The 20,074-nt window shown below is 67.3% G+C and carries 14 protein-coding genes; 4 read left to right on the top strand and 10 right to left on the bottom strand.

Annotated elements, in window-relative coordinates; translation table 11 throughout:
- Positions 1-23 precede the first annotated feature (23 nt).
- Entirely contained in the window at positions 24-1,238 is a 1,215-nt protein-coding gene (locus M9952_06470; GenBank protein ID MCO5312567.1) for an isochorismate synthase, read from the top strand.
- A gap of 6 nt (positions 1,239-1,244) precedes the next feature.
- On the opposite strand, the gene menD is transcribed toward M9952_06470, so the two are convergent.
- Positions 1,245-3,140, bottom strand: a complete 1,896-nt coding sequence (gene menD, locus M9952_06475; GenBank protein ID MCO5312568.1) for a 2-succinyl-5-enolpyruvyl-6-hydroxy-3-cyclohexene-1-carboxylic-acid synthase — start codon at positions 3,138-3,140, stop codon at positions 1,245-1,247.
- A gap of 28 nt (positions 3,141-3,168) precedes the next feature.
- Here menD and M9952_06480 point away from each other — a divergent pair, with 28 nt between their 5' ends.
- Positions 3,169-3,903 carry an alpha/beta fold hydrolase gene (locus M9952_06480; protein MCO5312569.1) on the top strand — a complete coding sequence of 245 codons (735 nt, stop codon included), beginning with the start codon at positions 3,169-3,171 and terminating at the stop codon, positions 3,901-3,903.
- A 22-nt stretch (positions 3,904-3,925) separates the two neighbouring features.
- Here the strand turns inward: M9952_06480 and M9952_06485 are convergent, their stop codons facing one another.
- Complete coding sequence (locus M9952_06485; protein ID MCO5312570.1) at positions 3,926-4,843, bottom strand: 1,4-dihydroxy-2-naphthoate polyprenyltransferase; 918 nt, start codon at positions 4,841-4,843, stop codon at positions 3,926-3,928.
- Positions 4,840-5,784 carry a 1,4-dihydroxy-2-naphthoyl-CoA synthase gene (menB, locus tag M9952_06490; GenBank protein ID MCO5312571.1) on the bottom strand — a complete coding sequence of 315 codons (945 nt, stop codon included), beginning with the start codon at positions 5,782-5,784 and terminating at the stop codon, positions 4,840-4,842. The genes M9952_06485 and menB overlap by 4 nt, the downstream gene beginning before the upstream one ends.
- A 69-nt stretch (positions 5,785-5,853) precedes the next feature.
- Here menB and M9952_06495 point away from each other — a divergent pair, with 69 nt between their 5' ends.
- A complete protein-coding gene (locus M9952_06495; GenBank protein ID MCO5312572.1) occupies positions 5,854-6,975 on the top strand; it encodes an AMP-binding protein in 1,122 nt (373 codons plus the stop codon).
- 83 nt (positions 6,976-7,058) lie between these two features.
- Here M9952_06495 and M9952_06500 read toward each other — a convergent pair whose 3' ends face one another.
- The 3 genes from M9952_06500 to M9952_06510 form a co-directional block, all read right to left on the bottom strand.
- Positions 7,059-8,603 carry a hypothetical protein gene (locus tag M9952_06500; protein ID MCO5312573.1) on the bottom strand — a complete coding sequence of 515 codons (1,545 nt, stop codon included), beginning with the start codon at positions 8,601-8,603 and terminating at the stop codon, positions 7,059-7,061.
- Between the two features lie 111 nt (positions 8,604-8,714).
- Positions 8,715-10,466, bottom strand: coding sequence for an alkaline phosphatase D family protein (locus M9952_06505; GenBank protein ID MCO5312574.1), 1,752 nt, complete (start codon positions 10,464-10,466; stop codon positions 8,715-8,717).
- 21 nt (positions 10,467-10,487) lie between these two features.
- On the bottom strand, positions 10,488-11,228 hold the full coding sequence (locus M9952_06510) for an SDR family oxidoreductase (GenBank protein MCO5312575.1): 741 nt from the start codon (positions 11,226-11,228) through the stop codon (positions 10,488-10,490).
- Positions 11,229-11,317: 89 nt separating this feature from the next.
- Here M9952_06510 and M9952_06515 point away from each other — a divergent pair, with 89 nt between their 5' ends.
- Positions 11,318-12,595 (top strand): hypothetical protein, encoded by a 1,278-nt coding sequence (locus M9952_06515; protein ID MCO5312576.1) that lies wholly within the window; start codon positions 11,318-11,320, stop codon positions 12,593-12,595.
- 9 nt (positions 12,596-12,604) lie between these two features.
- Here the strand turns inward: M9952_06515 and M9952_06520 are convergent, their stop codons facing one another.
- The 4 genes from M9952_06520 to dnaE all read right to left on the bottom strand — a co-directional run bounded on the left by M9952_06520 (position 12,605) and on the right by dnaE (position 20,068).
- On the bottom strand, positions 12,605-15,064 hold the full coding sequence (locus tag M9952_06520; protein MCO5312577.1) for an MMPL family transporter: 2,460 nt from the start codon (positions 15,062-15,064) through the stop codon (positions 12,605-12,607).
- Positions 15,065-15,126: 62 nt separating this feature from the next.
- Positions 15,127-15,729, bottom strand: coding sequence for a nitroreductase family protein (locus M9952_06525; GenBank protein ID MCO5312578.1), 603 nt, complete (start codon positions 15,727-15,729; stop codon positions 15,127-15,129).
- Between the two features lie 3 nt (positions 15,730-15,732).
- Positions 15,733-16,401 carry a hypothetical protein gene (locus M9952_06530; GenBank protein ID MCO5312579.1) on the bottom strand — a complete coding sequence of 223 codons (669 nt, stop codon included), beginning with the start codon at positions 16,399-16,401 and terminating at the stop codon, positions 15,733-15,735.
- Between the two features lie 106 nt (positions 16,402-16,507).
- Positions 16,508-20,068: a DNA polymerase III subunit alpha gene (gene dnaE / locus M9952_06535; GenBank protein ID MCO5312580.1), complete on the bottom strand. Its 3,561-nt coding sequence runs from the start codon at positions 20,066-20,068 to the stop codon at positions 16,508-16,510.
- Positions 20,069-20,074 lie beyond the last annotated feature (6 nt).

A 20,074-nucleotide genomic window follows, 5' to 3' on the forward strand; every position in this document is an offset into this window, starting at 1 on the left:
CCCCTGCGTCGACCCCACCGGTGATGTTGACTCGGCGCGCCGAGCGGGATGAACGCGACGGCCCCGACTCACGGCCGGCGACCAGTTTCTTGTCGCCGCGCCGCGAGCTGCGCGGCTGGGGTGAGGCGTGGCGTATTTCGGTTCCCGCACCGTGGGTCGACCACCTCGACACGGTGAGCGAGGCGCTGTCCTCGATCGAGCACCGAGACCTGGACTCCACCGCCGAGTCGGACCGCGGCACCTCGCACCCACACGGGTCCGGCCCGGTGGCCTTCGCCGCGTTGCCGTTCGACCGGTCCGCGCCGGCCGAGTTCATCGTGCCCTCCTGGCTGCTCGGCACCACCCCCGACGGGCAGCGCTGGGTGACCCACCTCGACGGGCTCGAACAGCCCGAGCCGACACCCGAGTTCCCGGCGCCGCGGTCGCTGTCGTTGAGCACGCCGATGACCGCCGCGGCGTGGAAGGAGTCGGTCGCCGCGGCGACCCGACGCATCGCGGCCGGCGAACTCGACAAGGTCGTGCTGTCACGGGCCCTCGAGGTGATCGCCGATGTCGCCTTCGACCCCCACGTGATCGCCGCCCGGCTCGCGGCTGCCCATCCGCACGCCTATCGCTACGACATCGACGGGTTCGTCGGCGCCACGCCGGAACTGTTGGTCTCCCGCTTCGACGATGTCGTTCGGGCCCACCCGATGGCCGGCACCACGCCCCGAACCGGCGACCCGACGATCGACTCGGCCCAGGCCTCAGAACTGCTGCACTCTCCCAAGAACCGCGGCGAGCACCAGATCACCATCGACATGGTGCTCGACACCCTGTTGGGGTTCACCAGCTTCGTCGACGCCGCCCCTGCCCCGTCGGTGGTCGCCGCCGGCAGCGTGCAACACCTCGCCACCGAGGTCGAGGGGCGCCTCAGCGAGCCGGCGGCCTCGGTGCTCGACCTCGTCGCCGCCCTGCATCCCACCCCCGCGGTCGGCGGACGCCCCCGCGACACGGCGCTCGCCCTCATCTCCGAACTCGAAGGCGACGACCGCGGCCCCTATGCCGGCCCGGTCGGCTGGGTCGACGCCCAGGGCAACGGCGCCTGGGCGGTCGCGCTTCGAGGAGCCCACATCGAAGGCAACCGAGCGCGCCTACGTGCGGGGGTGGGCGTGGTGGCCGACTCGGACCCCGACAGCGAGTTCGCCGAAACCCAGGCGAAGTTCACCTCGGTGCTCGCGGCGATCACCCGTCTGTAGCGGCCATCACCCGCCTGTAGGCCCCAGCACCGCACGCGCCGCCGCCGCGACCCGGTCGTTGAGGTCCCGGTGGGCGGCAACGTTGGCGGCCCGGTCGCTGCGCACCCGCACGACGAGCGGGCGGGGCCGTTCACGAAACGCCCGCACGACCTCTCGAAGTTCCTCGATCGCAGGAGTGCGCTCCACGCTGCCGATGTCGATCGTTTCGATGCGGTGCGCCCCGGCGAGTCCGAGCAGATGCGTTCGATGCGGGGTCCCGAAGAGCTGCTCGAAACGCTCGCCGTCGAGCTGATCCGCCTGGGGCAGGAACGAAAAGATGCCGCCGCCGTCGTTGTCGATCACCACGACGCACAACGGCGCCGCCCGCGACGCAAGCCCGAGCATCGCGTTGGTGTCGTGGAGGAACGCAACGTCTCCGATCAGGCACACCGTCGGGCGCTGCGAGGCGAGGGCAACTCCCACGGCGGTGGAGGTGACCCCATCGATGCCGTTGGCCCCACGATTCGACAGCACCGTCGCCGAAGCGCCACCGCCGTACCATTCGAGGTCGCGCACCGGCATCGATGACGACACCACGAGATGATCCTCGGCGCCGAGTTCCTCGAGCACCGCACGCGCAACCGCCACCTCCCCGGTGGCGTGGGCGTCGATCACCTCCCGGGCGGCGCCGCTCAGGCCTCGCCAGGTCGCCACCCACTCCCGTGGCGCGGCGGCACCCGAAACCGCCACCACGGCGTCGCGCAGGCGCGCGGCGAACGCCGCGGGCTCGGCCCACACCCGCCGGCCGATGACGTGATCCGGGTCGGGTATCGCGCCCCAACGATCGACGCCGACCTGGAGCGCAGCGCTGTCGGCGAGCCACTGGTACATGACCTTGGAGGTCAACAGGGCGCCGAAACGGACCACGACCTCCGGCGGGCCCAACGCCGCCACCTCCGGCACGCGCAACAGCGGGTCGACACCCACGAGTGCAGCGTCGAGGGCCACGTCGTCAGCGGCGCCGCCCGCAGCGTTGACATCCGCAGCGATGCCCGTACGCCGGTCCGAACGCATACGGGACTGCGCGTCGCTGAACACCGGCCAGCCCAGCGCCGTCGCCAACGCTGCGACCGCCTCGGCCTCCACGAGATCGGTGGCCGTACGGTCGCCGCACACGATCACCCCACGGCGCCCCGCCATCTGCGCCGCCAGCTCCGCGAACTCGTCCTCAGAACAGCCGGCGGGGTCGCCGGGCGCGGCATCGACGTCGGTGGCCCCGTCATCGGCGAGCGGCGGCAACGGGGCGATCGGACCCAGCAGCGGCTCGCGAAACGCGAGATTGAGATGCACCGGCCCTGGAGCGTCGCCACAGCGCCGGTCACCACGCGCCCGGCGGTGGGCCTCGGCTGCAAGCGGTCTCCACTGCGCTGCGGCATCGAGTTCGGCCGGGCCGGGCTCTGCAAACCAGCGCACCGCCGAACCGTACAGCCCCCGTTGATCGATCGTCTGTGGCGCGCCGACCCCCTGAAGTTCCGGCGGCCGATCAGCTGTACACACGATGAGCGCGACGTTGCCATGATGAGCCTCGACGACCGCCGCGTGATACTCGACCGCCGCGGTTCCGCTGGTGCACACCAGCACTGTCGGGACCTGGGTCGCAAGCGAGATGCCGAGCGCCAGAAACGACGCCGAGCGTTCGTCGTGGTGCACGTGGGTGACGAGGCCCGGGTGAGTCGCAGCGGCAACCGCGAGCGGGGTGCTGCGAGATCCTGGAGATACCACGACGTGGCGGACCCCGCAGCGCGCCCACTCGTCCATCAGGGTCGCGGCGAACGTCGCCCCGGCATTGAACGCGTCGGCATTGAACGCTGCGGGGGTCGCCGCTGCGGAGGTCGTGACGAAATCCGGGTTTTGGGACACCACGTCCCCAGCCTACGACTACGTTGCCTGCGTGACTTCCACGACAACGAGGGCAGTGCTGTTGCACGGGTTCGCCCAGAACCGCAACTGCTGGGGACCCCTCGCCGGCCGACTCGCCTCCGAACGTGACGTGTTGGCCCTCGACCTTGCCGGCCACGGCACCGCGAGCGAGGTGACCGCCGACCTGTGGCAAAGCGGCCAACTCGTCCTCGACGCCATCGGCGACCAACCGGCTGCGGTCATCGGCTACTCGATGGGGGCCCGCGTCGCCCTGCACGCGGCGCTCACCCGCCCCGAGGCGATCGACCGTCTCGTGTTGATCTCGGGCACGGCCGGCATCGACGACCCGAACGAACGCGAACAGCGACGCGTCCGGGACGAGGCCCTCGCGGAGCGGATCGAAGACCTCGGTATCGACGCCTTCCTCGACGAGTGGCTCGCGCTGCCCATGTTCGCCGGCCTCACCGACGAGACCCGCTTCCTCGAACAACGTCGCACCAATACCGCAGCCGGGCTCGCCTCCGCGCTGCGCCACAGCGGAACCGGCACCCAGGAACCGCTGTGGGACCGACTCGGAGAACTGACGATGCCGACGTTGGTGATCGTCGGCGAACTCGATCCGACCTATGAGGCCCTCGGAGAACGCCTCGTCGACGGGATCGGCGACTCATCGATGTTCGTGGTCGTCGGCAACTCCGGCCACAGCCCGCATCTCGAACAACCCGAGGCGGTGATCGACCTCATCACCACCTGGGCGGCGGGCTGAGCCGCCCATCCGCCCAGCCGGCTCAGATGTAGGTGGACACGACCAGTCCGGCGGTCAGGAACACACCGAAGATCAACTGCACCTTGCCCGTCGCGCCGAGCACCGGAATCAGCGCCGGGCCCTTCGCCCCGCCGAGCACCGCCTGAATCGGCTTCTGCGCAGGGATGATGGCGATGAAGGCCAGCCCGGCGATCGGCCGCCCTCCGAGGCCGGCGACAAAGGGCAACAACAGGAACGGCACGATCATCAATGCGCAGTACAGAAACCGGGTGCGCACGTCACCGAGTTTCACCGCAAGGGTGCGCTTGCCCGAGATCGTGTCGCCGGGGATGTCGCGAAGGTTGTTGACCACCAGCATCGCGGTCGCGTAACACCCGCAGATCACCGCACACCCCCAGGCGAGGGCGGGAATTCTCTCGATCTGCACGTAGGTCGAACCGACGGTCGCCACGAGGCCGAAGAAGACGAATACGAACACCTCGCCGAGGCCGAGATAGCCATAGGGCTTCGGCCCGCCGGTGTAGAAGTAGCCGGCCAAAATGGCGGCCACGCCGACGGGCACGAGTTCCCACCCGACCCGCAACACCAGCACCGAACCGGCCACGGCAGCGACACCGAAGGCGACGACCATCGCCCGCTTCACCTCGTCGGGGGTGGCCAGCCCGTTTCCGACGAGACGCACCGGACCAACCCGCTTGGACGGGTCGTCGGTGCCGCGCTTTCCGTCGGAGTAGTCGTTGGCGTAATTCGTGGCGATCTGCAGCGCCAACGCCACGACGAGCGCGAGCACGAAATGCGCCCAGTCGAGACGATCGGCGACGCGCCACGCGGCAGCGGTGCCGACAAACACCGGCACCACGGCCGCTGGCAGGGTGCGCGGCCGTGCACCGAGCACCCATCGGTTCTGTCCGACTCCCGACATGAACGTCGTGCGGCTCAAGGACGCCGCGGGAAGCGGCTGAAGTCGGGCTTTTCCTTGTTCTTATAGGAGTCGCGTCCGTACTGCGCCTCCTCGGTTTGGTAGAAGAGCAGCGTGGCGTCGCCGGCGAGCTGTTGGATGCCCGCAAGGCCGTCGTCGGCAGCGTTGCACGAGGCCTTCACCATGCGCAGGGCCATCGGCGACATGTCGAGCATCTCGGTGCACCACTGCACCGTCTCCTCCTCGAGCGCCTCCAACTCGACGACCTGATTGACCAGGCCCATCTCATAGGCCCGCGTCGAGTCGTACTGGCGACACAGCATCCAGATCTCCCGGGCGCGCTTTTGGCCGATGTTCGCCGCGAGCAGGCCCGACCCGTACCCGCCGTCGAAGGAGCCGACCTTCGGGCCGGTCTGGCCGAAGATGGCATTGTCGGCGGCGATGGTCAGGTCGCACACGACGTGCAACACGTGACCGCCACCCACGGCGTACCCGGCGACCATCGCCACCACGGGTTTGGGGGTGCGGCGAATCTGGATCTGCAGGTCCAAGACGTTGAGCCGCCCGATGCCTTGTTGTGCCACCGCGTCGTCGCCGAGGTAGCCGTCGTTGCCGCGGATGCGCTGGTCGCCCCCCGAACAGAAGGCATAGTCACCCTTGCCGGTCAGCACGATCACCCCGACTCGAGGGTCGTCGCGGGCGATGTCGAAGGCGCGCTGCAACTCCTGGAGGGTCTGCGGACGAAACGCGTTGCGAACCTCCGGGCGACAGATCGTGATCTTCGCGATGCCGCCGTTGGTGTTCTCGGGGAACCCGATCTCATAGGAGATGTCGCGCCACTCCATCGGCTGGTCGGGGTAGGTGGTGTCGGGCTGCGGCTCCCAGCGCAACGCCGGACGAATCGTGGTGTGGGCGGGGTCGACAACCGTGCCGATCGAACGTGGGGGTGGAATCGAGCTCATATCATCTTCGACACTACTCCCCTGCGGTCGCCACGCTCCGACTCGCGCCAGCGCCAGTACGCTGAGGCGGTGGCCAACGTCGTCGCCGTCAATGTTGCCGCCGGACCGGGCTTCGTCGAGTGTCTACAGCGCACCTGGGATGCCGGCGACGCCGTGTTGCCGATGTCGCCGAACATGCCCGCCCCGCTGGCCGCGACGATTCTCGACGCCCTGCGCCCGACCCACATCGTCGAGGCCGACGGCGAACGCCGCAGCCTGCCCGGCGGAATCGGCACCGACGACGGCGACGCGCTGATCATGGCCACCAGCGGCACCACCGGAGTGCCCAAGGGGGTCGTGCACACCCACGATGCCTTGGAGTTCGCAGCGTACGCCTCGATGACCTACCTCGACACCCGCACCCACGACCGCGACGTGACGTGGCTGGCGTGCCTGCCCGTGTTTCACATCGGCGGGTTCTCGGTGATCACGCGGGCGCTGCACTGCGGCACGGGCCTGGTCGTCCACCCCGGGTTCGATGCCGACGAGGTGGAACTGGCGGCGGTCGGGGGTGCGACCCACACCTCGCTGGTGCCGACGACGCTACGACGCATCGACCCGACCTTGTTCGAACGAATCCTCCTCGGCGGCTCGGCGATCCCACCCGACCGGCCCGCCAACACCGTGGCCACCTACGGCATGACCGAGTCGGGCGCAGGGGTCGTCTATGACGGACTTGCCCTCAACGGCATCGGCATGCAGATCGCCCTCGATGGCGAGATCCTGCTTCGGGGGCCGTCCATGTTGCGTTGCTACCGCGACGGCACCGTCCCCTTCGACGAGGGCGGCTGGTATCACACCGGCGATCTCGGCACCATCGATGCTGACACCGGCCGCCTCAGCGTCGCCGGGCGAGCCGACGACATGATCATCACCGGCGGTGAGAACGTGTGGCCTCACCTCGTGGAGGCGGTGCTCCTCGGCCACCCCTCGGTCGAAGACGTCGCCGTGGTCGGCCGTGACGACCCCGAGTGGGGGCAACGGGTGACCGCCGTGGTCGTTGCCGCGGCCGACGCGCCCGCCGTGCGCCTCGCCGAACTTCGCGAGTTCGTCAAGGCCGACCTCCCCCCCTGGTGTGCCCCCAAAGCCCTCGAGTTCGTCGACCGGCTCCCCAAGACCGCCCTCGGCAAACTCCAACGCAAGCTCCTGTAGCGACAGACCCCGCGCACCTTGCCCGTTCTCCGATAACCAGTGGTCGTGATCACGACCACTGGTTATCGGAGAACGGGCGAGGGTCACCAGGAACCGCCTCTGGAGCTGCTCGAGGACGTGCGCAGGATCGAACGACGGTCGATGTCGATGCCGAAGCCCGTGCCGAAGACCTCGACTCCGGCGTCGGTCGATGCGGTCTGATACGTCGCCCGACCCTCGGCAACCGACGAGCCTTCGACGACTCGACGCCCCGCCCCGGCCGCACCGGCAACGTCGCCACGCGCACTCGCCTCGACCAGGCTGACCATGGCCGATCCTGCCGACGCCTCGTCGAAGGTCACCTGACGCCTCGTGACCTCCACCTGCGACCCTCGCGTGGCCTCGGTGGTGATCGTCGCTCCGACCGGCCGCAGGTGCCGGTTCAACTCGAGGCTGACCGAACCGTTGACCGAACCGACAGCGGCATTCGCCGACGCCCCGACCTTCGAACCGGACACCAGCGAATCGCCCAGCGAGGAACCCGATCCGACCACCCCACCCAACGCCGTTCCCACCAACCCTGCGAGCGCTCCGCCGAACTCGATCGTCGTCGCACCGCCGACCTCATCATGAAACAGCGCCACATCGGCCGATGCCGTCGGCAGAACCTCCAGGAGACGGGCGATCGGCTCGGGCAATACGGTCTCGGACAATTTCGCAACGACCGAACCGTCGAGCGCCAAGCCTGTTTCGATGCTCACCGCAGCCGGGATCGGTGCCAGGACACCGGCCTTCGCACCCGTTGCCGCAGCACTTCCCAACCAGTCCGGGGTCAAGCGGTCGATCGCGTCGAAGAACCAGCGCTGGGAACTCGACGCCATCGACAACATCTTGGCGAACTCGGGCGACACCTGTTGGGCGCCGAACGCCAGCAGGACCCCGTTGAGATCGCGTCCCTCCACGATGTAGGTCGAGCGTTCGATGCCCGAAACCTTCGCCTCGATCCCGAGATCGACGACGTTTCTGCTTCCGATGCGCAGCGAACTGTCGACTCCTGCGCCGATCGCCCCCGACACGGTGACCGTGTAGGTGCCATCCGGATTGCGCACGTAGTCGACGGTTGAGCCAACGTGTGCCGCCGCCAGCACACCACCGCTGAGTTCGAGGCTCAGCGAACCGGTCTCGGTCGGCATCGGTTCAGCAGCGACCTGCGGTCGAACGTCGGCCGGGGCACCCGTGGCCGGCGACCGCCCGGTCGCCGGGGCCGGCACCAGGCCGGTTGCGGAGACCGACGCCGCGAGCGCCGCCGACACCCCCGACACCGCCCCGTCGGCGACCGCGGCCACCCCGCGTTGCAGCGCGACCGACCTCGGCGGAGCCTCGGCACCCGTCGCGCTGGTGTGGCGCTGCTGGGCCGCCTGGTGGCGCACGATCCGCGCCGTTCCGACGGCCAGCGTCGCGGTCGAGTCGATTGCCGCACCGTGGCGTTGAGTCCACGAACGTCGAAAGGCATTCGCCCGTTCGCCGTGCCACGTCGCGCTGTTCAGCGCGGCGTCGACCTCCCGGCGAATGCGCCGAAGGGCCACCCCGCGCTGCTCCAGGCGAGTCGCCATCCGCTCCAGTTCCTCGACATCGGCTCCGACCAGCATCGCCACGCTCCTTTCAGGTGACGATGAGCCTTCACGACCTGGCCGCCGATGTCAGTGGGGGATATCCCCCGAGACGGTCTCGCGCAAACGACGCGGGTCACCCGACGCGGGTCAACCGACGCGACGAGCCTGCGGCGACCCCGCGTCCACCGCCCATCGGTCGACCGTGGTCGCCGGGGAGTCCGGGTCCCACACGTCGTCGACGTAGACGAACTCGCAACCCAACTGCTCCGGGGTCACGGTCACGACGCCGTAGCCGTTTCGGGCCTCGAAGTACCGGATGTGGTCGTTCGCCGCTCGGTAGTCCTGGGCGAAGATCACCGAGGAGATGGCGGTGAACACGAACTCGGTCATCGCTGGTGGCGACGAGGGTGGGCCGTCCGGGAGGACCGCGGCCGGATCATCGGCCTCGGCGATCAACTCCGGCCGAACGTCGAGCACGAAGCTCGCATGCCAGTCGCCGGTGACGATCACCGGGTTCGACACCTCGGCGAGCGCCCCGAGCACCCGCGCCCGCGACGCGACGTACCCGTCCCAGGTGTCGAGGGTGTACTCCGGAGCCTCGCGGGTGGCGAGGTTCATACCGGAGAACATGATCGGGTTCGCCAACACGTTCCAGGTCGTGTCGCTTGCGGCGAGTTCGTCGAGGAGCCACGCCTCCTGGGCAGCACCGAGGTTGGTGCGCTCGGGATCGAATCGCTGCTCACAACTCGGCCGATCGTCGGAGTACAGCAGCGGCGGGGTCCCCTCGGGCATCTCGACGCGACACGGCGCGGGATCGGCGTGCTGTCGGGTCTCGATCGCGTAGAGCGTGACGAGGTCGCCGAAGCGCAGTGCCTGATGCACCCGCAGCGATTCGAACGACTCCGGCACCCCGTCGAGGCGAACCGGCATGTGTTCGTACCAGGCCTGGTAGCCGGCGAGACGTCGATCCCGGCTCAGCGGCTGATCCACATCGTCCTGACCCACATCGCCCGCGTAGTTGTTGGACACCTCGTGATCGTCGAAGGTGATCTGCCACGGCACGGCCTCGTGAGCGGCGATGAGCGCCGGGTCGGAGCGGACCTGCCCATAGCGCACCCGGTACTGCTCCAGGCTGTGGGTCTCCTCGTTCGCCCAGACCCGCTCGCCGGTCTCACCAGGGGAACGGTCGCCGACGGAGTACTCATAGATGTAGTCGCCCAGGAACAACACCGCATCGAGGTCGGGGGTTTCCACCGCCCGACGCCACGCGGCGTAGTGCCCCCATTGGTAGTCCTGGCAGGAGGCGACGACGAAGCGGAACTGCTCGGCCGCCGCGCCCCCAGGCGTAACCCCCGCCGCTCCCGGTGCCGGCATCGTGCGGGTGCGGCCGGTCGAACTCGTCTGGTCGCCGATCCGGAACCGGTAGTGGTACCACGACCCCGGGTCGAGGCCCGTGACATCGAGGTGAACCGAATGCGCGAGCCGTGCCGGCGCCGAGGCCAACCCGGACGCGACGAGTCGCTCGAAGCCCTCGTCGAGCGCCACGTCGTAGGCGACCTCAAGGTCGCGTTCGCCCATCGCGGTCGCCGCCGCGAGCGGGTCGGCGACCAGGCGGGTCCACAACATCACCGAGGTGTCGGTCGGGTCGCCACTCGCCACCCCCAACGAGAACACCCCCGCTGGAAGCCCGATAGCGGAGGGCGCAGGCACAGCGGCGACTTCCGGCGATTCCGACGTGCTCGTCGACGCGCCGCCGGACCCGCCGCCGGACCCGCCCGTGGATGCTCCGTCGCCGCTCGAACACGATGCGACCGCGACGGTGACCGCGGCGGCGCCGACGCCGCTCAGAAAACTGCGACGATCGATCCGGTGTGCCGAGATCGGGTCGTTATCTGCCATGTCCCCCCTTTGCCGAATTCACTACAGCAGCATCCCGCCGTCGACGACCAGCGTGTGGCCACACACCCACGAGGCGGCGTCGCTGGCGAGGAACAGCGCGGCGTTCGCGATGTCGTCGGTCTCGCCGAGTCGCCGGGCCGGGATCATCGACGCGATGGCCTCCTCGCCCTGTTCCCACAACGCCCGGGCCATGTCGGTCTTGACCAGACCGGGAGCGATGGCGTTCACCCGCACCGTCGGGGCCAACTCCTTGGCGAGGGTCCTGGTCAGGTGAATCAGTCCCGCCTTCGAAACGTTGTAGTTACCGATCGACGACTCCACCGACAACCCGCCGATCGAGGAGATGTTGATCACCGACCCTCCGGGACGGTCCTTCATCGAGGCGTTCCACGCCGCCTTGGTCCAAAACAGCGGGCCCCGCAGGTTCACCTCCACGATCTTGTCGAACTGCGGCGCCTCGATACTCAACGTCGGGCCCATGTGGGGGTTGGTGGCGGCGTTGTTCACCAGAATGTCGATGCCGCCAAAGCGTTCTACGGTGGCGTCGACGCACGCCGATGCGGCATCGAGATCGCCGGCGTTCGCCGCGAACACGGCGACCTCGCCGGGCATCTGCGCCGCCGCCGCTTCCAACGCGTCGATCTTGCGTGAGGAGATCATCACCTGCGCTCCGGCAGCGGCGAAGGTCGCCGCGATTGCCCGACCGATCCCCTTCGATGCGCCCGTGACGAGCGCGACCTTTCCATCGAGGCGTAGTTCCATGGGCGCACGTTACCCGCTCCGCTTCGGAGATAGCCTCGCCGAATGCACGTGCACCAACCCCGCCGCGAACGACCGGCGTCCCGGCACCGATGAAGCACAAGCTGTTCGCACTCCTCGGCGGCACGATCGCACTGGTCGTCGTGGTGATCCTCGCGTTGTCGATCCTCGCCCAACGGACCCAGATGGTGCCCAGCGGTCCGCCGCCGACGCTTCCTTCCGGCGCCGAGCAGTTCTCGGTCATCCGGGCCTTCGCCGACGAGGTCGCCTGGAACCGCCCCGCGGCCGAGTTCGGGGCATCGACCCGTTTCGCGCAGTACGCCGAGCGGTTCTGGAACTACGGCAGCTTCGGCGGGTGGGACGACCCAGACAAACGCGGAGCGCTCGACGTCCGCTTCGGCGACTACTCGATGCCGATCTACGACGCCCGCGAGGCCACCGGCACCAAGTCGGTCTACATCGCCAACTTTGGCTATCCGCCCTACGCCGGCTACCACGTGGAGATTCCGTGGAACGACCACTGGGAGCCATCCTCCGGAAACGACGCCATGATGATCGTGGTCAATCCCGACACCGGCGAGGCGTGGTCGACCTGGCTGCTGTTGAAGTCGAACCCCTCGACGTGTCTCACCCCGAGCAACATCGCCGCCGGGTTCAGACCGTTCTCGGACCTCTGCGCCGGTGGGGCGTCACGCCTCGACAACGCTGATGGATCGGTCGGCGATTTTCGGACCTGGAACAGCTACGACAGCGAACGAGGTGCCGGCCTCCCGAAACTCGCGATGCTCACGACCCCCTACGAGGTGCGCGCCGGGGCCATCGACCACGCGCTCGCGCTCACCGTGTTCAACCCCATGTTCGGCCCGACGTGCACGACCGACACCATCGACACCGCCGCCGCCGGCGACTCGTGTGGGTTCTACGTTTCCCCGGCCACCCGAATGGAATGGCCCGAGACCGCCTACCAGGGTTGCGGGGCGAACAGTCAGCCGACCAACGACGAGACCCGCCGAAAGACCGTGCCCCAGGGCATGAGGTTCGCCCTCGACATCTCCGACGCCGACCTCGAGGCCTGGCTCGACGAGCGCGGTTATCAAGGGCCGAAACGCGAAACGGCACGGATCTTCGCGGTCGCCTTACGCGACTACGGGATGATCGTCGTCGAAACCGGGTGCTACGGGCGCGCCATCGCCGTCGACGGGTTCGTCAACCCCCAGGCCCGGGCGATCTGGGAGGAACTCGGCATCACCGACGACGGCACGGCCGACCGACTCCTCGACGGGCTCATGACCCAGGACCGGGTCTATGTCGTCGAGCCCGCTCCGCTGTCGCCCGCCATCACCGAACCCCGACCGGGCCTTCGCCGCTGACCGGTGCGTTCAGGCCGCCTCGGGTTCGTGCAACATCCCGCGGGTGACCCAGCCGCGCTGGTCGGCCCACGCCAGCATCGGCGGCAACACCACCAGCGCGCTGACCAACGCCACCAACACGTTCATCCCGACGACGAGACCGAAATCGCGCAGCAGCGGAAACGAGCTCAACGAGATCGTCGCCACGCCGGCGATGGCGGTGAGCGCGGAGACGATGAACGCCCGACCGGTGCGCGCCGCGGCGATGTCGACCGCCTCAGACGGCCCGTAGCCGCGTTGTCGTTCCTCGATGAACCTCAACAGGATCAACGAGGTGAACTCGGTGCACACCGCCACCACGAGGGGTCCGCCCACCGCGGTCATCGGCGACAGCTGCAGGGAGAACGCCCAGGCGATCAACGATGACGCTCCGACGGCGATCAGCACCGGAACCAGCGACAGCAACGACCGAACGACGCTGCGGAGCCGCACGGTCAGGAAGATTCCGACGAAGGCGATCGACAGGTACGTCAGCAGGATCCGGTTGTGCTCGAGATTCTCGAGCAGGCCGACCCCCAGCACGACCAGACCCGCCGGCGTCATCGTGGCGCCTTGTGGCGGCAGCCGATCCTCGGCGACGTCACGACGCATCTCGTCGACGAGCACCTTGCGATCCTCCAACGAGCCCGGACCGATCAGAAAGAAGGTGTTGAGGGCGTCGTGGCGGCCATCGGCCCCGGTGTGAAACACCTGACGCTGCACGTCCACCGGAGCGAGCTCGTAGGCCTCACGCACCAGGTCCGCCGGCGGCGTCACCCGCGCCGCTCCCGGCAGCGCGGTGGCGTCGGAGACCAACTCGACGATGCTCGACGCCCGAACGAGAGCGTCGGGGTGCGCGTCCATGTAGTCGTTGGTGAAGGAGTCGATGTAGTCGATCGACTCCTGAGACCACACCTCAGGCCCCTCGAAGAACACCGCCAGCTCGCTCGAACCGCCGATCTGCTCCTCGGCGAGCTGCAGGTTCTTGATGAGCACCGACTCCTGGTTCACCCACTTCACCGGGTCGCTCTGGATGTGCAGGCGCTCCTCGACGGTGACCCCACCGATGAACAGGCCGATGGCGATCACGATCAACGGCACCGCGCTCACCGGCGGCAACTTGCCCAGCCACACGACCAGCTTGCCCAGGACACCGGCGCGGTGGGGACCCTTCGGTGTCGGCTTGCGGTATTCGCGGATGCCGAGAATCGACAGCGGGGCCACGATCGAACACAGACAGATGACGGCGACGCCAACCGCCAGCAACAAGCCGAAGTCGCGGATCATCGGCACCGCCGCCCAATGCAGCGCGGCAAACGCGAACACCGCGTCGAAGGTGACCACGAGCAGCGCGGGTCCGAGGTTTCGGGCGGTTTCAGCCATCGGGTCCTCGGATCTACCCTCCCGCGCCTCCTCCTCGACGCGGGCATGGAGTTGGATCGCGTAGTCGATACCGATCCCCAACATCACCGGGAGCCCCGCAACGGTCACCAGCGTCAGCGGGATCCCGAGGAACCCGGCGGTGCCGAACGCCCAGATCACCCCGATGGCCACCACGGCGAGGGGCAACAGGCGCCAACGCACGTCGAACAGCACCAACAGGATCACCGCCATGATGCCGAGCGCGATGGCGCCGAGGGTCAACATCCCGCCCCGGAGATACTCGTTGATCTCGGCCAACAGCTTCGGGGCCCCGGTCGTGCGAACCGTCGCGTTGTTCAGGTCGAGACCGGCGACGATGTCGTAGGCCTTGTTGGTCGCCGCCGTCGCTACATCGACATCGAGGTTGCCGGCGAAGCGGGCGATGATGAGCGCGTGGGTGGAGTCCGGAATGACCATCCGCTGCGATGCCCGAACTTCTCCGGCGTTGTCGTAGAGCAGGAAGTCGGTCCATTCCGGGGTGCCGAAGCGCATCTGTTCGGCGGGGATCGCCGTGACTCGTGCGACGGTGGCCGCGGTGTCGGCCTCGCGAACCTCCTTGTCGTGGCCCTCGGAACGTTCGGTCGCGTCCGCGAGCGCGCGGGCGCCCACCGAGTCGAGCAGCGTGGCGAGCGTCGGGTTGTCGGGGTCGGAGGAGATCATCGAATTCGTGAACTCGAGGGTGGTGCGAAGGTCGACCACCGCCAGCATCTCGTCGATGTCGCGCAACTCGGCCGTCGCTGCGGCGAGCTGTTCGTCGTTGTGGGGGTCGGTCAACAACTCGGCGACGGTGTGGCCCTTATCCATCGTGATGACGCTCAGGTTGGCGTCGCCACCGAAGCGGTCGGCGAAATCCACGCTGGTGAGATACGAGGGCTCATCCGCGTTCAGGTAGCTGTCGGTACCGGTCGCGAAGGTCAGCCGCGTCGCGCCGAACCCCATGGTCAACGTCAGCAGCAATCCCACCACGGTCACGAGGCCGGCGCGGCGTGCGGCCGTCGTGGCGAGCACCGTCCAAAAACGCTTCATCATCGCTACTCCCAGTTTCGGTGGTCGGCGATGCGGCACCGACGGCGACGCATCGGTCCCATTCTTCACCAAACGCCGCGGTGTGTGACACCCGAAAGCTCGCGACGTCCACGCCGGGCCGATCGCGACGACCGATCGCCGCCGTCGGGCCACCCGAGCGCCACCGTGCCCAGCAGTCGGTAGTGCGCCGGCACCCCGAATTTCTGCGCCACTGCCGCCTCGTGGCGGAACTGACCGAACAGCAGCGATCCGAGACCCTCGGCGGTCGCGGCCAGCAGCATCGCCATCACCCCGGCTCCGCCGTCCACCCACCAGTACGGCACCGTCCATGCGGCGACGTCGTCGCCGAGGCCGCTGTGTCGCTTGTCGGATTCGCTGTAGCGCTCGAGGTAGGCCTCAGGCCGCACCGCGGGGATCGCCAGCACCGGTGCCCGAAGCAACCCGGGCCACGGGAAGCGATCACGCCGTGAGACCGGCAAGGTCACGTCCCAGTATCGGCCGACCTCGTCGGGCCCGTTCAACACCAGCCACTCCAACGACGCCGAATTGCCCGCGCTCGGGCCGCGCAGCGAGGCGCTCAGAACCCGATCGAGGAGTTCGTCGTCGATGGGGTCGCTGCGATAGGACCGACAGGAACGCCGAGCGGCCAGCGCCTCGGCAAGGTCCATAAATCAGCCGTTGTACTTGAGCAGGTCCTCGGCGAGGATCCAGCCGAAGGCGATCAGGCAGTCGCCGTTCGCGGCCTTGAGTCCGTTGAAGAACTCGACATAGCCCGCCTCGTGCTTTTCGGGCTTGAGCGACTCGTGGTCGAACACGACCGCCGCGGTGCCCGAACCCGTCACGACGAAGGCCTTGTCGTCGTAGTTCGCGTCGACGCCGAACCGCTTGGCGAGACGTCGCCCCCACGCACGCTCCTCACCACTGGCCTTGTGGTCGGGGCGGGGGGTGATGTCGTTGAGCGCCTTGAACGCGTCGTAGCCGTCGACCGAAGCCAACCGGGTACCGACGAGAACGTCCTCGTCGGGGAACGCCATCAGCGCTCGCCGGTAGTTTTCGCTCATGATCGACCGCACGACCTGATCGCGTTTGGCGTTGCGACGGATGTGCGCGAGCCCGACGATGATGGCCGGCGTGCCGCCGATGCGCTCGAGCGTGGAAAACGAGTAGCCGCGAAGGTGGCCACCTTCACGAATCTGGGTCACGAGCACCCACGAGTCACGCTGGCACCCGATCACCTCGAGATCGAAGTTGGCGCCGGCCTCGGCACACAGATCTGCCATTTCCGCCAGCTCCTCGTCGGTCAGCTGGCTGCAGTCTTTCGTGCTGACGTCGAACGCCATGGAACCCCTCACCTCAATCGGAACGTCAAAAACCGGTGTCACCAGTTCAGCGCCCTATCTTACTTGGGTCAAACCGGGCCCCATGCCGCGGGGGCCGACCCGCGTCTCACACGATGATCGCCTCGGCGCCGAGCAGCACCCGCAACTCGCCCACCAGCCCGGAGTCGATGTCGACGCCGAACGCGTCGGGCAGGCGCAGCACCTGGCGGGCGCCGATGTGCAAGAAGACCTCGGACTCGCCCGGAAACTCCTGAAACAGCGTGTGGAGGCGCCCGATGTTGTCGTCGGACAGCTGATTGGGATTCACCTGGATCCGAAGCGGCGGCGCGCCCTCCACCATCGGTTCGAACAACTCGATGTCGCGCGGGATGAGCTTGGGCTGATCGTCTCGCTTGTCGACCCGACCGGTCACCAACACCACCGCGTCGTCGACGAGTTTGTGCCCGTGATCGGCCATCGACTTGGGAAACACCATGCATTCCACCGAGGTCTGGAGATCCTCGAGGTTGAACACGGCCATCAGGTCGCCCTTTTTGGTCCATTTGCGCTGCAGGCCGGTGATGACACCGCCGACGGTGCGCATCGCCCCGTCCTCGAGTTCGGCGAGGTCGATCAGCCCGCAATCGACCTTCTTGGCGAGCGAACGTTCGGCCCCCAACAGCGGATGGTCCGACACATACAGCCCCAACATCTCCTTTTCGAACGCCAGCCGCTCCTTCTTGTCGAACTCGACGTCGGGCACCCGGGGCAACTCGTTGAACGAGGTCTCGGTGTCCTCCACCTCGCCGAAGAGGCTCATGACCCCCATGTCGCGTTCCTTGCGCCGCGCGACGGTCTGATCGATGACCTGCTCGTAGACCGACAGCAGCCCCTGTCGGGGATGTCCGCAACTGTCGAAGGCGCCGGCCTTGATGAGCGACTCGACCGTGCGCTTGTTCAGCACGGTCATGTCGACGCGTTCGCAGAAGTCGTAGAAATCGACGTAGGCGCCGTTGTCGCGACGCTCACGCACGATGTGTTCCACGAGCGCCTCGCCCACGCCACGAATGCCCGAAAGCCCAAAGGAGATCTCGAGCGACTCCTTCGACGCGCCGGCGCCATCGCCCGACTCTTCGTTCAGGTAGGGCACGAAATCGACATCGGAGCGGTTCACGTCGGGCACCGTGACGGTGATGCCCATCACCCGACATTCGGCGAGATACACCGCCGCCTTTTCCAGCGAGCTCTTCACCGAGGTCAGCAACGCGGACAGGTACTCGGCGGGGAAGTTCGCCTTGAGATAGGCGGTCTGATAGGCGATGAAGCCGTAGCCGTAACTGTGGCTCTTGTTGAACGCGTAGTCGGCGAAGCGTTCGATGATGTCGAACAGTTCGGTGCCGAGCTTTTCGCCGTACCCGGTGTTGACGACCCCCTCGACGAACCCCGCCCGCTCCTTGGCCATCAGCTCGCGGATTTTCTTTCCGCACGCCTTGCGCAGGTTGTCGGCCTCGGCGAGGGAATAGCCCGCGAACTTCTGCGCGACGCGCATCACCGATTCCTGATAGATCATCAGGCCGTAGGTGTCGCCGAGCAGGTCCTCCGCGTCGGGGTGGAAATACGACACCGCCTTACGCCCGTTCTTGATGTCGGCGTAGTCGTTGTGCATGTTCACCGACATGGGCCCGGGGCGATACAGCGCCACCAGCGCGGCCACATCTTCGAACTTGTCGGGCGCCAACGAGCGCACGAGCGCGCGCATGGCGGTGCCCTCGAGTTGGAACACCCCGATGGTGTCACCCCGACCCAACAGTTCGTAGGTCTTGGCATCTTCCAACGACACGTTGTCGATGTCGAGGTCGATGCCGCGTTTGGTCGAGATCAACTCCAACGCGTCGCTGATGACGTCGAGGTTGCGCAACCCCAGGAAGTCCATCTTCAACAACCCGAGCGACTCGACCCCACCCATTTCGTACTGGGTGACGACCGGCGACTCCTCGATCGGCTTGCCCGACTCGGGCTTGCGCTGAATCGGCAGATAGGTCGTGAGCGGATCCTTGGTGATCACCACCGCAGCCGCGTGGATGCCGTCGCTTCGGCGCAGCCCCTCGAGCCCCTTGGCGACGTCGATCACCGCTTTCACGTCGGGTTCGGCCTCATACATGGCACGAAGCTCGGCCGCCATGGCGTAACCCTCTTCGTACTTCGGCTTTTTCTCGAGGCACGCGTCGAGGGGCGTATCGCGACCCATGATGAGCGGCGGCATCGCCTTGGCGACCTTGTCGCCCACCGCATAGGGGTACCCGAGCACCCGGGCCGCATCGCGAACCGCATTGCGGGCCTTGATCTGGGAGAAGGTCACGATCTGAGCGACGTGATCACGCCCGTACACCTCGGCCGCGTAGCGGATCATCTCGTCTCGGTACCGGGTGTCGAAGTCCATGTCGATGTCGGGCATCGAGATACGACTCGGGTTGAGGAACCGTTCGAACAGCAGGTCGTACTTAATCGGATCGAGGTCGGTGATCCACAGCGTGTAAGCCACCGCACAGCCCGCCGCAGAACCACGTCCCGGACCGACGCGGATCCCGTTGTCGCGGGCGTGTTTGATGAGGTCCCACGTGATGAGGAAGTACGAGCTGAAGCCCATGTCCGCGATGACCTTGAGCTCGTAGGCCAGGCGTTCCACGACGTTGTCGGGCAGCGGGTCGCCCCAGCGCAGGCGTGCGCCCTCGAAGGTCAGGTGGCGTAGATATTCGCTGTCGTCGGCAAAGCCTTCCGGCAACGGGAAGTTCGGCAGCAACGCGTCGCCGAATTCGATCTGAACATCCGCTCGCTCGGCGACCCACAGCGTGTTGTCGCACGCCACCTCCACCTCGCGAAACAGATACCGCATTTCCTCGGCGGTCTTGAGGTAGTGCTCGTCGCCGTGGAACCGGAACCGGTCTTTATCGCTGATCAGCGACCCGGTCTGGACACACAACAGCGCGTCGTGTGACACCGCGTCATCACGGTGCACATAGTGACTGTCGTTGGTCGCCAGCAACGGGGCCTGGATCTTCTTGGCGATCCTCAACAGGTCGGGATTGGTGCGGATCTGGTCGTCGATTCCGTGGTCCTGAATCTCCACGAACAGGTTGTCGCGACCGAAAATGTCCTGCAGGCGCGCCGCCTTTTCCACCGCCGCGTCGAACCCCTCGTTCATCAGCGACTGCAGCACATGGCCACCGAGGCACCCGGTGGTTGCGATGACGCCCTCGGCGTGGCTCTCCAACAACTCCCAATCGAGGCGAGGCTTGTAGTAGTACCCCTCCATGAAGGCCCGGCTGGAGAGCTGGATGAGGTTCTTGTAGCCCGTGTTGTTCTCGGCGAGCAACGTCAGGTGGTAGTAGAGCTTCTTGCCCCCCTCGACATCGCCGCCGGAGTCGTCGTCCTTCTTCGAACGGCGCGACGGACGTTCGTGACGCGAGTCGTGGGCCATGTAGGCCTCGAAACCGATGATCGGCTTCACCCCGACCTTGTTGCACGCCTTGTAGAAGTCGAGCACCCCGTACATGTTGCCGTGATCGGTGATCCCGATCGCCGGCTGACCGTCCTGCGCTGCGGCCGCGACCCCGTCGGAAATGCGCGCCGCCCCATCGAGCATCGAGTACTCGGTGTGCTGATGAAGATGAACGAACGAGTCACCCATGTGCGG

This window comes from Microthrixaceae bacterium, assembly GCA_023957975.1.
GTDB lineage: Bacteria > Actinomycetota > Acidimicrobiia > Acidimicrobiales > Microtrichaceae > JAMLGM01.

What these genes read in the sequence shown, in the direction of transcription:
- M9952_06470 (MCO5312567.1), top strand. Translation starts at nt 24, where the DNA reads ATGTTGACTCGGCGCGCCGAGCGGGATGAACGCGACGGCCCCGACTCA.
- menB (MCO5312571.1), bottom strand. Translation starts at nt 5,784, where the DNA reads ATGAGCTCGATTCCACCCCCACGTTCGATCGGCACGGTTGTCGACCCC.
- M9952_06500 (MCO5312573.1), bottom strand. Translation starts at nt 8,603, where the DNA reads ATGCTGGTCGGAGCCGATGTCGAGGAACTGGAGCGGATGGCGACTCGC.
- M9952_06505 (MCO5312574.1), bottom strand. Translation starts at nt 10,466, where the DNA reads ATGGCAGATAACGACCCGATCTCGGCACACCGGATCGATCGTCGCAGT.
- M9952_06510 (MCO5312575.1), bottom strand. Translation starts at nt 11,228, where the DNA reads ATGGAACTACGCCTCGATGGAAAGGTCGCGCTCGTCACGGGCGCATCG.
- M9952_06515 (MCO5312576.1), top strand. Translation starts at nt 11,318, where the DNA reads ATGAAGCACAAGCTGTTCGCACTCCTCGGCGGCACGATCGCACTGGTC.
- M9952_06520 (MCO5312577.1), bottom strand. Translation starts at nt 15,064, where the DNA reads ATGATGAAGCGTTTTTGGACGGTGCTCGCCACGACGGCCGCACGCCGC.
- M9952_06525 (MCO5312578.1), bottom strand. Translation starts at nt 15,729, where the DNA reads ATGGACCTTGCCGAGGCGCTGGCCGCTCGGCGTTCCTGTCGGTCCTAT.
- M9952_06530 (MCO5312579.1), bottom strand. Translation starts at nt 16,401, where the DNA reads ATGGCGTTCGACGTCAGCACGAAAGACTGCAGCCAGCTGACCGACGAG.
- dnaE (MCO5312580.1), bottom strand. Translation starts at nt 20,068, where the DNA reads ATGGGTGACTCGTTCGTTCATCTTCATCAGCACACCGAGTACTCGATG.